General features: G+C 37.8%; 13 protein-coding genes. 12 read left to right on the top strand and 1 reads right to left on the bottom strand.

Annotated features, from left to right (window positions below):
- The first annotated feature begins 72 nt into the window (after nucleotides 1-72).
- The 11 genes from serC (at nucleotide 73) to kdsB (ending at nucleotide 13492) form a co-directional block, all read left to right on the top strand.
- Entirely contained in the window at nucleotides 73-1161 is a 1089-nt protein-coding gene (gene serC / locus GTK47_RS15475; protein WP_099074999.1) for a 3-phosphoserine/phosphohydroxythreonine transaminase, read from the top strand.
- Nucleotides 1162-1357: 196 nt separating this feature from the next.
- Complete coding sequence (aroA, locus tag GTK47_RS15470; RefSeq protein ID WP_165124793.1) at nucleotides 1358-2644, top strand: 3-phosphoshikimate 1-carboxyvinyltransferase; 1287 nt, start codon at nucleotides 1358-1360, stop codon at nucleotides 2642-2644.
- A gap of 312 nt (nucleotides 2645-2956) precedes the next feature.
- A complete protein-coding gene (gene cmk, locus GTK47_RS15465) occupies nucleotides 2957-3643 on the top strand; it encodes a (d)CMP kinase (RefSeq protein ID WP_098943727.1) in 687 nt (228 codons plus the stop codon).
- 173 nt (nucleotides 3644-3816) lie between these two features.
- Nucleotides 3817-5490, top strand: coding sequence for a 30S ribosomal protein S1 (rpsA, locus tag GTK47_RS15460; protein WP_006537421.1), 1674 nt, complete (start codon nucleotides 3817-3819; stop codon nucleotides 5488-5490).
- Between the two features lie 64 nt (nucleotides 5491-5554).
- A complete protein-coding gene (ihfB, locus tag GTK47_RS15455; protein WP_006537420.1) occupies nucleotides 5555-5842 on the top strand; it encodes an integration host factor subunit beta in 288 nt (95 codons plus the stop codon).
- A 420-nt stretch (nucleotides 5843-6262) separates the two neighbouring features.
- The gene (locus tag GTK47_RS15450; protein WP_165124790.1) at nucleotides 6263-8632 is read left to right on the top strand and encodes a DNA internalization-related competence protein ComEC/Rec2; all 2370 of its coding nucleotides are present in this window, start codon (nucleotides 6263-6265) and stop codon (nucleotides 8630-8632) included.
- 36 nt (nucleotides 8633-8668) lie between these two features.
- A complete protein-coding gene (gene msbA / locus GTK47_RS15445; RefSeq protein ID WP_165124787.1) occupies nucleotides 8669-10414 on the top strand; it encodes a lipid A ABC transporter ATP-binding protein/permease MsbA in 1746 nt (581 codons plus the stop codon).
- Entirely contained in the window at nucleotides 10411-11412 is a 1002-nt protein-coding gene (lpxK, locus tag GTK47_RS15440; RefSeq protein WP_165124784.1) for a tetraacyldisaccharide 4'-kinase, read from the top strand. The genes msbA and lpxK overlap by 4 nt, the downstream gene beginning before the upstream one ends.
- Before the next feature lie 503 nt (nucleotides 11413-11915).
- Nucleotides 11916-12131: a cold shock domain-containing protein gene (locus GTK47_RS15435; protein ID WP_023581324.1), complete on the top strand. Its 216-nt coding sequence runs from the start codon at nucleotides 11916-11918 to the stop codon at nucleotides 12129-12131.
- A gap of 415 nt (nucleotides 12132-12546) precedes the next feature.
- Complete coding sequence (locus tag GTK47_RS15430) at nucleotides 12547-12726, top strand: Trm112 family protein (protein WP_004244593.1); 180 nt, start codon at nucleotides 12547-12549, stop codon at nucleotides 12724-12726.
- A 4-nt stretch (nucleotides 12727-12730) separates the two neighbouring features.
- Entirely contained in the window at nucleotides 12731-13492 is a 762-nt protein-coding gene (gene kdsB / locus GTK47_RS15425; RefSeq protein ID WP_165124781.1) for a 3-deoxy-manno-octulosonate cytidylyltransferase, read from the top strand.
- Nucleotides 13493-13572: 80 nt separating this feature from the next.
- Here the strand turns inward: kdsB and elyC are convergent, their stop codons facing one another.
- Nucleotides 13573-14403 carry an envelope biogenesis factor ElyC gene (gene elyC, locus GTK47_RS15420; protein WP_165124778.1) on the bottom strand — a complete coding sequence of 277 codons (831 nt, stop codon included), beginning with the start codon at nucleotides 14401-14403 and terminating at the stop codon, nucleotides 13573-13575.
- A 375-nt stretch (nucleotides 14404-14778) separates the two neighbouring features.
- On the opposite strand from elyC, the gene cmoM reads away from it, so the two are divergent.
- A complete protein-coding gene (cmoM, locus tag GTK47_RS15415) occupies nucleotides 14779-15552 on the top strand; it encodes a tRNA uridine 5-oxyacetic acid(34) methyltransferase CmoM (RefSeq protein ID WP_165124775.1) in 774 nt (257 codons plus the stop codon).
- The last annotated feature ends 8 nt before the right edge of the window (nucleotides 15553-15560 follow it).

Here is a 15560-nt window from a genome sequence, read left to right as displayed (position 1 = left end):
GCCAATTTAACGGGAATGATACAACCGATAAAGGTCATTTTGTAAAAACATATTCAGATAGGGTGAATTTGAATGAGTCAGGTATATAACTTTAGTGCAGGTCCGGCTATGTTACCGGCAGAAGTCCTTCGTCGTGCAGAATTAGAATTATGCAACTGGCATGAACTTGGGCGTTCGGTTATGGAAATTAGCCACCGCAGTAAAGAGTTTCTTGAAGTTGCTCATCAGGCAGAGCAAGATCTTCGCGATCTTCTCAATGTGCCTGAAAACTATAAAATTCTTTTTTGCCACGGTGGGGCTCGGGGGCATTTTGCAGCTTTACCTCTCAATTTATTAGGCGATAAAGCAAGCGCTGATTATATTGATGGTGGTTATTGGGCTAAAAGTGCAGCCGAAGAAGCTGAAAAATATTGTTCGCCAAATATTATTAAAATTAAAACAGAAGTTGATGGCAAAATTGGTGTTAAGCCAATGAAAGAGTGGCAATTAAGCGCTGATGCAGCTTATGTGCATTATTGTCCAAATGAAACCATTGATGGTATTGCCATTCATGAAGAGCCAGATTTTGATGATAGCAAAATTGTTATTGCTGACTACTCATCTTCGATTTTATCTCAACCAATAGATGTTAGCCGTTTTGGTGTTATCTATGCGGGTGCACAAAAGAATATTGGTCCTGCGGGTTTAACTATTGTCATTATTCGTGAAGATCTATTAGGTAAAGCACGCAAAGAAACACCTTCTGTGTTTGATTACACAGTGCTTGCTGAAAATGACTCCATGTTTAATACACCACCTACCTTTGCTTGGTATTTATCAGGTATGGTCTTTAAATGGCTGAAAGAGCAAGGTGGTTTACAAGAAATGGCAAAACGTAACTATGAAAAAGCAGCGCTTCTTTATAGTGCAATTGATAATAGCGATTTTTATATCAATCGTATTGCCACAGAAAATCGTTCGCTAATGAATGTGCCTTTCCAAATGTCTTCTCCTGAACTGGATTCTGTATTCTTAAAAGAGGCGGAAGCACAAGGTTTAGTCGCATTAAAAGGTCACCGTGTATCAGGTGGTATGCGTGCTTCAATTTATAACGCAATGCCATTGGAAGGTGTTCAAGCATTAGTCGACTTTATGGCTGATTTTGAACGTCGTCATGCGTAATAAATAAAATCTAGAATAAGAAAGCCTGCTTAAAATACAGGTTTTCTTATTATTCAATCTTTAAGATGTTAATAATTAAAAATGAATTACCGAGTACATAATTAATAAATAAAAATATAAGTACCTAAATAAATTTATATTTAATTAAATAGCATCCCCGCTTAATTTACTTGTTTATCGGAGTTTTTACCTGTTTATGGAATCGTTAACATTACAACCTATCGCTCATATCGAAGGTGTTATTAATTTACCAGGATCAAAAAGTGTCTCTAACCGTGCGTTGTTATTAGCGGCTTTAGCCAAAGGTAAAACTCGTCTAACCAACTTATTAGATAGTGATGATATTCGTCATATGCTTAATGCATTAAAAGCCTTAGGTGTGCAATATCAATTATCAAATAATAATACGGTATGTGATATTGAAGGACTAGGCGGTGAATTTAAAACAAATTCGCCATTAGAACTCTTCTTAGGTAATGCAGGTACCGCAATGCGCCCATTAGCGGCTGCATTAAATCTCGGTCAGCATGATATTATTCTTACTGGCGAGCCTCGCATGAAAGAGCGTCCAATTGGGCATTTAGTTGACGCTTTACGCCAAGGTGGCGCAAAAATTGACTACCTTGAACAGACGGATTACCCACCAATTCGCTTACGCGGTGGTTTTTTAGGTGGCAATGTTGAAGTTGATGGTAGTGTTTCTAGCCAGTTTTTGACTGCTTTATTAATGATGGCACCTTTGGCAGAGCAAGATACGATTATCACCATTAAAGGTGAATTAGTATCAAAACCTTACATTGATATTACCTTAGCGTTAATTAATACCTTTGGTGGAAAAATTGAAAACCAAGAGTACCAGCGCTTTGTTATAAAAGGTGGTCAACAATATCAATCACCAGAAAAATACCTTGTAGAAGGTGATGCTTCATCTGCATCTTACTTTTTAGCAGCGGCTGCCATTAAAGGCGGTACTGTACGAGTTACAGGCATCGGCAAAAACAGCTTACAAGGGGATATTCATTTTGCTTCAGTACTTGAAAAAATGGGCGCAAAAGTACGCTGGGGTGAGGACTATATTGAGTGTGAACGTGGAACGTTAAAAGGCATTGATATGGATATGAATACCATTCCTGATGCTGCAATGACCATTGCCACCACGGCACTTTTTGCTGAAGGCGAAACGGTTATCCGTAATATTTATAACTGGCGTGTAAAAGAAACTGACCGATTAGCGGCAATGGCAGCAGAGTTACAAAAAGTGGGTGCAATTGTTGAGGAAGGGCATGATTACTTAAAAGTAATACCACCAAAACAGTTAACTACTGCGGATATCGAAACTTATAACGATCATCGTATTGCGATGTGCTTTTCGCTGGTGGCACTTTCTGATACACCAATTACTATTCTTGATCCGGGATGTACCGCAAAAACCTTCCCTGATTATTTTGAGAAATTAGAAACACTTTCTCAACGTAATAATTAATGTAAAAATCATTAATTAAAATGAGTCAAAATTACATCAGTTAAATCGGCAGTATTGGATCTTTTGGAGAACAATACTGCCAGTTTTTTATTATAATCAGATTAATTTTTCTAAAAAATACACAGCCTCGAAAAAATAATCTTAAATAAGACTCTTTAGTGCTTATCTGCTTGTTTCTTCCTATACATTGTATGCGTATAATGTCGCGCATATATTAATACTGTTTTTCTCTGTTTGGACACCATGCCTATTATATCAATGTAATAAGAGCAACAAACACAGAAATACAGTGCCCACGAAAAGGAGAAACTCATGGCGGTTATCGTCCCTGTTATAACTGTTGATGGGCCTAGCGGAGCAGGTAAAGGAACATTATGCCAAGCATTAGCGAAAGCATTTGGCTGGCATTTACTCGATTCTGGCGCTATTTATCGTGTATTGGCATTAGCAGCTTTACATCACCATGTAGATATCACCTCCGAAGATGCTTTAGTACCTTTGGCGGCAAATTTGGATGTGCGTTTTATTCCTAATGAGAATGGCTTAAGTGTCATTCTAGAAGGTGAAGATGTTTCAACTGAAATTCGAACAGAAACAGTTGGGAATACGGCATCACAAGCTGCAACTTTTCCTCGAGTAAGAGAAGCATTATTGCGTCGTCAGCGCGCATTTCGTACAGCGCCGGGTTTAATTGCTGATGGTCGAGATATGGGCACAATCGTTTTTCCTGATGCTCAAGTGAAAATATTTTTAGAAGCGAGCGCTGAAGAGCGCGCGCGTCGTCGCATGTTACAGTTGCAGGAAAAGGGCTTTAATGTTAACTTTGAGCGCCTTTTATCCGAGATAAAAGAACGTGATTACCGTGACCGGAATCGCGCTGTTGCGCCACTTGTTGCGGCGAAAGATGCATTAATTCTCGATTCTACAAGCTTGTCTATTGACGAAGTCATTGAAAAATCGTTGACTTATGCTAAAAAAAATCTGCAATTATCAGCGTAATTAATTTTTATTTCGTTTATACTAGGTAATTATCAAAATCGGGTTGACGTGTTAATGAAAACACAACAATGCCCGATGACCTTGTCACAAAGGATGTAACGAGGTATGTGAAACAACCCCATTCGGCCGGATGCTAAATGGACGTTAATTAAATTTACTTGAAGATCATTAACATGACAGAATCTTTTGCTCAACTCTTTGAAGAATCCCTAAAAACAATCGAAACTCGTCCTGGCGCTATCGTTCGCGGCGTTGTAGTTGCTATCGATAAAGACGTTGTTCTGGTTGATGCAGGCCTGAAATCAGAATCTGCTATTCCTGTAGAACAATTCAAAAACGCTCAAGGCGAATTAGAAATCCAAGTGGGCGACGAAATTGATGTTGCTCTGGACGCGGTTGAAGATGGCTTCGGTGAAACCGTTCTGTCTCGTGAGAAAGCTAAACGTCACGAAGCGTGGCTGATGCTGGAAAAAGCTTACGAAGAAAACGAAACTGTTGTTGGTATCATCAACGGTAAAGTTAAAGGTGGTTTCACTGTTGAACTGAACGGCATTCGTGCGTTCTTACCAGGCTCACTGGTAGACGTTCGCCCAGTTCGCGATACAACTCATCTGGAAAACAAAGAGCTTGAGTTCAAAGTCATCAAATTAGACCAAAAACGTAACAACGTTGTTGTGTCTCGTCGTGCGGTTATCGAATCTGAAAACAGCGCAGAACGCGATCAGTTATTAGAAAACCTGCAAGAAGGCATGGAAGTTAAAGGTATCGTTAAGAACCTTACTGACTACGGTGCATTCGTTGATCTGGGCGGTGTTGACGGCTTACTGCACATCACTGACATGGCTTGGAAACGTGTTAAACACCCAAGCGAAATTGTCAATGTTGGCGACGAAATCACTGTTAAAGTCCTGAAATTCGACCGTGAACGTACTCGCGTATCATTAGGTCTGAAACAACTGGGCGAAGATCCATGGGTAGCTATCGCTAAACGTTATCCAGAAGGTACTAAACTGACTGGTCGTGTAACTAACCTGACTGATTACGGTTGCTTCGTAGAAATCGAAGAAGGCGTTGAAGGTCTGGTACACGTTTCTGAAATGGATTGGACTAACAAAAACATTCACCCATCTAAAGTTGTTAACGTTGGTGATGTTGTTGAAGTTATGGTTCTTGACATCGATGAAGAACGTCGTCGTATTTCACTGGGTCTGAAACAGTGCAAATCTAACCCATGGCAGCAGTTTGCAGAAACTCACAACAAGAACGACCGTGTTGAAGGTAAAATCAAGTCTATCACTGACTTCGGTATCTTCATCGGTTTAGACGGCGGTATCGACGGTCTGGTTCATTTATCTGACATTTCTTGGAATGTTGCAGGTGAAGAAGCAGTTCGTGAATACAAAAAAGGCGACGAAATCGCTGCTGTAGTTCTGCAAGTTGATGCTGAACGTGAACGTATCTCACTGGGCGTTAAACAATTATCAGAAGATCCATTCAATAATTACCTGTCTGCTCACAAAAAAGGTGCTATTGTTTCTGGTAAAGTAACTGCTGTTGACGCTAAAGGCGCAACTGTAGAATTAGCTGACGGTGTTGAAGGTTACCTGCGTGCTTCAGAAGCTTCACGTGACCGCGTTGAAGATGCAACTCTGGTTCTGAATGTTGGCGAAGCTGTAGAAGCTAAATATACTGGTGTTGACCGTAAAAACCGCGTTATCAACTTATCTGTTCGTGCTAAAGACGAAGCAGACGAGAAAGACGCTATCGCTTCTGTAAACAACAAAGAAGAAGTTGGTTTTTCAAACAACGCTATGGCTGAAGCTTTCAAAGCAGCTAAAGGCGAATAATTTAAGTTATTAACGGAAGGCAACGTTAATCGTTGCCTATTTATCGGTAGTTTAGGGAGGTAATATGACCAAGTCTGAGTTAATCGAGAGACTTGCAGGCCTACAATCTCATCTTTCGGCTAAGACGGTTGAAGAAGCTGTAAAAGAAATGCTTGATCATATGGCTGATACTTTAGCTGATGGTGAGCGTATCGAAGTCCGCGGATTCGGCAGTTTTTCTCTACACTACCGTGCGCCGCGTACGGGTCGTAACCCGAAGACTGGTGATAAAGTAGATCTGGAAGGTAAATACGTTCCACACTTTAAGCCAGGTAAAGAGTTACGTGACCGTGTAAATATTTATACGGAATAATAACTCCTGTCGAAATGGCACGATGTTAGTTAACTTTCTCAAAAACGGTACTTAGGTGCCGTTTTTTATTACCTATTATTATCACTTTTAGTTTATTTTTCTGCTCCCTAATTTTTTCTATCTTCCATCTTGTACCTTCAATCCCAATTTTGGATTGAACGATCCGTTTTATTGATTTTGTCTCACTAGTACCTTTCTTTTTTATTACTTTATTCTGCTTTAATTTTAATTTCTCTATTTAATTACCTATATCACTTAGTTGTTTTGCTTTTTACGAGTTTCTTCTCAAAATTTATTGTATATAACAAGAGAACTTTTTCTTTTTATAACGCATCACTAAAAAACGGTCTAAAAGCCTATCTTTAATTAAATGATAACATCATGATATTTAAAGAATGATTGTAGGCAAGGATGCTAGAAATGATTTTATTGAATCGACTGATAAAATTTTTTGAGTTAAAGGTGGTATCAATAAAATGGAAGTACTTTCATTCAGCCTATTTTCAAAGGCTCTATTTCACGAAGTTAACTTTAGATAGTATTGCTTTGGCAATGATATTAGGTTGCTTACCTTTATTAGTTCAACATACACTTTTTAGTCAGGCTATTTATTCTATTACTATTCTTGTTGCACTATTTCTATTATTTATTCCTTTTGGCTTATTCCGCTTTTTAGCGATATTTTTATTTTTCTGGGTTTATTCAAATATGGTTGCGTCATCGTTAATGACGAGAACAGAACAGTTTGCTGATAATATGGCAACATTTGAAACCAAGGTTATGGAGTATCGTCAATTAATAGATGGCAATATTATTATCAAAATACCCATTACGAAGAAGAGACTCTTTTCATCATCTGTTTATGCAAATGTCTATTGGCGAAGTCCGCCTAAAAACATAGCTGTAGGACAATATTGGAAATTTAAAATTCAATTTAGAGCTGTACATAGTTATTTAAATGAAGGTGGGTTTGATAGCCAAAAATATGCCGTTTCTATGAAGGAAACATTAACGGGTAAAGTGATGACCGCCAAGTTTATCCGGGATGATATATCACTACGTACTCAACTTATTCAGACAATCTCAGCTCATTGGCAAACTGCAAAAAATAAAGGTGAAATTATTGCTTTAGTCTTAGGTGATAAGCGATATATCGAAACCGAGAAAAAAGATCTCTACATGAAAACAGGGGTTGCACATTTAATTGTAATATCAGGTTTACATATAGGTTTAGCTGCCTTTTTTGGTTGGATTATTGCAAGAGGTATTCAATTTTTTTTTCCTATCAGATGGATTAATCCAAGATTTCCATTAGTTATAGCTTGGTTATGTGGTGTTTTCTATGCTGCGTTATCAGGTTGGGGAATACCAGCAACAAGAGCTGTTATTGGATTAACTGTTTGGGTGATTTTACATTGGGGGAGCCGATTATTTTTGCCTTGGCAATGGGCACTTTGGAGTGCAGCACTTATTCTTATTGTTGAGCCTCTTTCTATACTTTCAGCTAGTTTTTGGCTTTCATTTTCTGCTGTGTTTGCCATTATCTTTTGGTATTGGATGTACCCATTAAAAGCTAAATATAACCATCAAAAGCGGTGGTTTATTTTAAGGCTGGTACATTTACAATTTGGTTTATTAATTATTTTATTACCATTTCAATTATATTTATTTAATGGCGCTAATTTTTTTAGTTTTATCGTTAACTTATGGGCCGTTCCTATTGTTTCTTTTATTACCGTGCCATTAATAATGCTAGGATTATTGACATTCTTTCTCTCATTTTTACAACCAATAATTTGGCACTGGGTTGACCTTTCTATTAACCTTGCTTTTTGCTGTGCTCCTTTATTTTTACCCTATTGGCAAAATAGTGGTGCCATTCCTTTATTATTAGGATTTTTGGGAATTGGAACTATTTTAATCATAAAAATGTCATGGTGGCGTTATCATTTTATTTGCATTGTGGCTATTGGTACTATTTTATACTGTGAATTCATCGCCTCTTCACGTTATCAATGGCGAATATCTATGTTAGATGTTGGACATGGCTTAGCAGTTATTCTTGAAAAAGAAGGGGAAGCGATTATTTATGACACGGGAATGCGTTGGAAAAATGGAAGTTCGATTGCAAAGAATGTCATTATTCCTTATTTAAGACATCATCGACTTACGCCAGTTGCATTGATCATTAGTCATGATCATCTTGATCATACAGGGGGAATGGAAGATTTAGTAAAAACTTATCCTAATTTAAGCATTCGTAGTAGTTTTGACGATCCTTCGCATTTACCTTGCTTAAGTGATAAATCATGGCAGTGGAAAGGGCTTCAATTTGATGCATTGTGGCCATCGAATAAATTACTCTCCCCGAAAAATAATCAATCCTGTGTGATCAATATTAGTGATGGGAAATACAATATTCTGTTAACTGGAGATATAGAAAAAGAAGCTGAAGCTCAATTGGTAAGAGTAAAAAAAGATCAACTAAAAGCAGATGTCTTACAAGTTCCTCATCATGGTAGCCAAACATCATCTACATTGATGTTTATTCAAGCAGTATCACCAAAATTTGCACTTGTTTCTGCTGCTCGTTATAGCCCTTGGCGTTTGCCTTCTGATAAAGTACATCATCGCTATAAAAAAGAAGCTATTAATTGGCTAGCAACCTCTGTTAATGGGCAAGTTTCTATCGAGTTTAATCAAGATAATATTGATGTATTTACCTATAGGCGAGATATTTTGCCTCGTTGGTATCATCAGTGGTTTGGTGTTTTGACGTTTCCCGAGTAGAATGACCGGCTAATTATTAAAAGTTTGGTAATATATATGAATGATATAGATCTATCAACGTGGCAAACATTCCGCCGCTTATGGCCAATGATCAGGCTTTTCAAAGCGGGTTTGATCACTGCTGCAATTGCATTAATCATCAATGCGGGCGTGGATGCATTTATGATTTCTTTATTAAAACCACTTCTTGATGAAGGTTTTGGTAAAGCCAGTAATGACGTATTAAAATGGATGCCTTTTGCCGTTATTGGACTGATAGCTCTGCGTGGTATATCTAACTTTATTTCAAGTTACTGTCTTTCTTGGGTCTCTGGGAAAGTTGTAATGAATATGCGTCGCCGACTGTTTTCTCATATCATGGGAATGCCGGTGAGCTTTTTTGATCAGCAATCAACAGGGACTTTACTCTCCCGTATCACATACGATTCAGAACAAGTTGCCTCTTCATCATCGGGTGCATTAATTACCGTTGTACGTGAAGGCGCCTATATCATCGGACTATTTTGTTTGATGTTTTATTATAGCTGGCAATTATCCCTGATCCTTATCGTTATCGCACCTATTGTTGCTGTTGTTATACGCATAGTATCGACTCGTTTTAGAACGATCAGTAAACGTATCCAAAATAGCATGGGACAAGTGACAACTAGCGCAGAACAAATGCTAAAAGGACATAAAGAAGTTCTGATTTTTAATGGCCAAGAAGTTGAAAATAAACGCTTTAATCATGTAAGCAATCATATTCGCCGTCAAGGTATGCGTATGGTTGTCGCATCATCAATTTCAGATCCTATTATTCAGATAATCGCTTCTCTTGCATTAGCATTTGTCCTGTATGCAGCAAGTTTCCCTGAGATAATGGATACATTAACAGCAGGTACAATTACTGTTGTCTTCTCCTCAATGGTTGCATTAATGCGTCCATTGAAATCACTGACTAATGTGAATGCTCAATTTCAGCGAGGTATGGCTGCTTGTCAGACGTTATTTACTATCCTCGATATGGAGCAAGAAAAAGACACCGGTAAGCTTGAACTGAAAAAACCAACTGGTGATATTGAATTCCGTAATGTGACTTTCCAATATGTCACGAAAGATACGCCAGCACTGAAAAATATGTCATTTACCATTCCAGCTGGTAAAACTGTTGCATTAGTTGGACGCTCAGGCTCTGGTAAGTCTACGATTGCAAATTTGATCACACGTTTTTATGACATTAATGAAGGCGAAATATTAATTAATGGTCATGATATTCGTGAATACACATTGAAATCTTTGCGTAATCAAGTTGCGTTGGTTTCTCAAAATGTGCATCTTTTTAATGAAACTGTAGCAAACAATATTGTCTACGCATGTGAAGATCAGTATACCCGTGATGATATTGAAAAAGCGGCGAAGATGGCACATGCGATGGATTTTATCCAAAAAATGGATAAAGGCTTAGATACTGAAATTGGCGAAAATGGTGTATTACTTTCTGGTGGACAACGTCAGCGTATTGCAATTGCAAGAGCGTTATTACGAGATTCGCCAATTCTTATTCTTGATGAGGCTACATCAGCGCTAGATACAGAATCAGAGCGTGCTATCCAGTCAGCACTTGATGAGTTACAGAAGAACAGAACCTCTTTAGTGATTGCTCACCGTTTATCAACTATTGAAAAAGCGGATGAAATATTAGTTATTGAAGATGGTGAAATTGTTGAACGTGGCGCACACCTTGATTTGATTGAGAAACAAGGTATTTATGCACAACTTCACAGGATGCAATTTGGCAAATGATTGAACGGATTTGGTCTGGTAAATCTTGGTTTTATATCTTATTGCTTCCATTCTCATGGTTGTATGGCGCGATCACATTATTAAGGCGTTTTGCATATCAGAAAGGATGGCTAGCATCATGGAAAGCCCCAATTCCTGTTGTGATTGTTGGCAATTTAACAGCTGGCGGGAATGGTAAAACGCCTGTTGTAATATGGCTTGTTGAGCAATTAATACAGCAGGGATTTAAACCAGGTGTTGTCTCTCGTGGTTACGGCGGAAAATCAGACCATTATCCATTACTTTTGACATCCGATACGACACCTGCCATGGCAGGTGATGAGCCTGTGTTGATTTATCATCGAACAGGTGCTCCCGTTGCGGTTGCACCTAATCGACGAGATGCAGTAAAAGCGCTGTTAGCTCAACATGAGCTTGATGTGATCATCACTGATGATGGTTTGCAACATTACGCATTACAGCGTGATTATGAAATTGTTGTCATTGATGGTCAGCGCCGATTCGGCAATGGCTGGTGGCTACCAGCAGGTCCTATGCGAGAGCGTGCAGGGCGCTTAGATTCTGTAGATGCAATTATCGTTAATGGTGGAATAAGCCAAGGTAATGAAATTGGCATGGTGCTGGAAGGTGATACTGCAGTCAATCTTAAAACAGGAGAGAAAAAGCCAGTTCAGCAAATTAAAAGAGCTGTTGCTATCGCTGGAATTGGTCATCCTCCTCGGTTTTTTAACTCTTTACATGAAAAAGGGATAGAGTTAATAACAACAAAAGCATTTAGTGATCATAGTGATTATAATGCTCACGAATTACAGGATTTAACACCTGACTTAGAACCCCTTATTATGACAGAAAAGGATGCTGTTAAATGTCAGCATTTTGCACAAGATAATTGGTGGTATTTACCTGTTAGCGCTGAATTAAATAGTCAATCTGTGCTAAAACAAGTCAGCAATTTAATTTATGGCTCGAAAAAACTTGTATCTGATCTGAAACAATGATATTTATAGTGGAAATCAGGATAGCGTTACATAAAAGATTACCTACCTACAGTCGCATATCGCTTTTGTCGTAGTTCAATTTAATTCGCCACTACCCTATCTACTCAAAAGCCTTGTGTGGAGAGCTTGTGGATCTTGAATGTAGGATTAATATTTTGTGCAGTGAATAGCATCTGCTTTTATGCACAATAGGTGATAAAAACCATTTTTGATGGTGACTAATTATCTCTATATTCGGTTATCTTTTTTATCAGTGCGCAATAAAATATCAAGATGTCATCTTTTCGTCATATTGATACTGTAAATATTTTATTGAGCTTTATAATATTTATTAAGCTTAGCTATCACGATTTTGAACATTTATATTGAATAATAAAATGCACTACTTAAATTAATGTGTTCAGAATTTAATTGGGGTTTTATATAAGAAGACTTAATAAAAAGTAGGATGCATTTGTATAGAAAAATAAAGCTATACAAAGAACAAAAGGAGTTTATCTATCATGACATTACAATTAAGAATGGGTCGCGTAAAATGGTTTGACAATAACAAAGGTTATGGTCTTATTGTTGCAAGAGATATTGAACAAGAAGTTTATGTCAATAAAAAAGCGATTGCCAATACAAAAAATAAAGCATTAACAGAAGGTCAAGACGTTGAATTTTCTGTTATCAGAACAGCCGCAGGTTTAGAAGCCGCTGATGTTATCGGGTTTTAAATAAGGCTTAGCCTTGTTAAAGATGTAGATAAAACGATAGTTTAGCATTAAGATTAAATTATCGTTTATGCCTATTTTGAGGTAGGTAAGCCGCAATAGTTTACCACCAAGTCGAATAAGTAATATAAAAGAGTCGTTTCGTTAATTAGAATGCAATAAAGATAATAAAAAGGTTAAATTATTATCAATAAAAGCTGAATGTAATTCTTTATTAATGATGTTGCAGACTCAACGATAAAAAGCCACATTAATGTGGCTTTTTTGTTGCTTATAGTAAAAGAGAAAATAATAAATTTATTAATAACTAAAATAATTTTCGAATTATCACTAAACGAGGGGTTTTGAGTATTAACGCTGATCATTCCTTATGATATCCTTTTGCCATATAAAATGATTAACCCTTGAGAGGGACAAAATGGATCACCGCTTACTCGAAATTATTGCTTGCCCAGTTTGCCACGGCAAACTTATCTTTGATAAAGAAAATTCAGAGCTTATCTGCAAAATTGATCATTTAGCTTATCCTGTTCGTGACAATATCCCCGTTCTTCTGGAGAATGAAGCAAGAGAATTATCACTAGAAGAGGAAAAGTAACTTCATGTTCACGGTCATTATCCCTGGTCGATATGCATCGACTCGTTTACCGGGTAAACCCCTCGCGGATATTCATGGCAAACCTATGATTGTTCGTGTAATGGAACAGGCTATGCGCTCTGGTGCAAACCGTGTCATTGTTGCAACTGATAATTTAGATGTTGTTGCAGCAGTTGAAAAAGCGGGCGGGGAAGCGTGTATGACGCGCGAAGATCACCATTCGGGTACAGAGCGTTTAGCGGAAGTCATTGAAAAATATAAATTTGCGGATGATGAAATAATCGTTAACGTACAAGGTGATGAGCCTCTTATTCCACCCACAATTATTACTCAAGTAGCCGAAAATTTGGCGAGTTGTGGTGCAGGAATGGCAACATTAGCAGTGCCTATTGTTGACTCAAAAGAAGCTTTTAACCCTAATGCGGTGAAAGTCGTGATGGATGCAAAAGGTTTCGCACTTTATTTTTCTCGTGCAACCATTCCTTGGGAAAGAGACCGTTTTAATTTATCACATGATGAAATTGGTGAGCATTATCTTCGTCATATTGGGATTTATGCTTATCGTGCAGGCTTTATACGTCGATATATTACTTGGGAGCCAAGCCCATTAGAATCTATTGAAATGTTAGAGCAACTGCGAGTGCTGTGGTATGGCGAAAAAATCCATGTTGCAAAAGCATTAGAAGTTCCGGGTGTGGGTGTAGATACTCAAGATGATCTTGTTGCAGCCAGAGCTGCATATCGAGCACTTAACCAAGAGTTCTGATTTTTTAACACTAACAAATAAATTTCAACGGCACTTAAATTAAGTGCCGTTTTTGTATCAGTCAGCAAAAATATTTCTAATTATTGGTTTTCTTCTTTATCAGATTGATGACTTTCATTTTCTGGGATAGTTGTGGGTTGTCCGGCAGGTTTTACTGATTGCCACATCGATCCTAAAAACTCATACCATGCACGTTCACTGTGTTGAAAATAAGTCGCAGAAGGAAAATACTTTTCCCAAGGATGTAATGGTGAAGAGATTGCCAGTTGGTTAGCGGGTGCAACAATAGGTTTCATGCCTCGCGCTAAAAAGAAACGTTCCGCACGTGCTAAATGATTGGCAGATGTCACAAGTAAAAATGGTTTCTTACCAATTAATTTATCAACTTCATAGGCTTCTTCTTCAGTATCTTTCGGTGTTGATAATGCGATAGTTCTCTCAGCAGGTACACCCAAAGATTGCGCAACCTGAGCCGCCACCTCTGCACTACTTATCTGATTAACCCCAGCACCACCTGTAAAAATCATTATTGAATTAGGATTGCGATAATAAAGTCTTACACCTTCAGCAACACGAAATAAACTATTGTTAAGAAGATTAGAACTGGGTGCCCAATCTGGGTTATAAGTAAATCCACCACCTAAAACAACAATGTAGTTCACATCTGGCAGTGAATTTTCTCGTAATTCATAACGAGCTTGATATTCTTTTTCACTTGGCATTAATAGTGTATCAGCAACAGGTTGTATGCCTAAAATAGTTAGCAGAACAAGCACAACCGTGAGTAGGCTTTTTCCTGTTTTTTGCCAACGAGTAAACCAAAGTAGTGCTAATGCAAAAAAGGCGATTAATAAGAGCAAAGGCAAGGGCATCAGAAAGCCTGCAACATATTTTTTGAGCAAAAACAGCATAAATCATCCTAGATTGAGTGAAATACATGCAATTGATAGCGAAAGCTTAGTGAAAACTAGGGGAATTCCAAGACGTTGTGTCAAAATAGCTAACACAACAACGTTTCACTAAATTTTCATCAATAGAAATAAAGAACCGTTTAATTATTTATAAAACGATAAACGTTTGAACGTTAATTTTTTCATTAATAAGCGTTATATTTATACTGCGCTTTGCGAATAATCTGATTCATGACTTATTTCTTTAGAGAAAACAGTCAGTATCATAGAACACTGGTAAAATTGCTGTCTTTATTTATGTACAGTGTCTCATATTTTTGAATTTATCAGAACGCAAAGAGCGCAAGTAGTAAGTTGTTATCATGAGGCGTTTTAATGTCAGATCGTAATTTTGACGATATTGCAGATAAATTCTCCCGCAATATCTATGGCACAACAAAGGGTAAAATACGTCAAGCGGTAATTTGGGAAGATTTACAACAATTATTGAACCTCTTACCTAGCCGAAGTTTGCGTATTTTAGATGCAGGTGGAGGTGAAGGTTATTTCTCTCGTCAGCTTGCTAAATTAGGACACCAAATTATCTTATGTGATTTATCACAAGAGATGCTTAATCGCGCACAAGAGGCTGCGATTGAAGAGGGTGTTGTCGAGAACATGACGTTTATTTGTTGTGCAGCTCAAGAGATCAAAGAGCATATAGATGAAGGGGTTGATTTAATTCTATTTCATGCAGTATTGGAATGGATCACGGATCAGAAAGACGCCGTAAATGTTCTTACCGATATGTTGTTACCTAATGGTATCTTATCGCTGATGTTTTACAATGCGAATGGTATTGTCATGAGAAATGCGATTTTAGGGAATTTTCATCTGGCAAATCCTGAGATCCCACGTAGAAGAAAAAAATCGCTATCACCTCAAAACCCATTGCAACCCGAAGATGTTTATCAATGGCTAGATGAGTTTTCAATGACAATATTAGGAAAAACGGGTGTCCGCGTTTTCCATGATTATTTGCAAAGTCGTCAGTTACAAAATAAAGATTTTCCATCGTTGCTTGCATTAGAGCAACGATATTGTCGGCAAGAGCCCTATATCAGTCTGGGGCGTTACATTCATGTCATGGCACAAAAGCGTGTAAATTAAGGATGTAC

This window comes from Proteus sp. ZN5, assembly GCF_011046025.1.
In the GTDB taxonomy this organism is placed as follows: domain Bacteria; phylum Pseudomonadota; class Gammaproteobacteria; order Enterobacterales; family Enterobacteriaceae; genus Proteus.
Note: the sequence above shows the minus strand (reverse complement) of the source record. Positions and strands in the feature narration are given on the sequence as shown.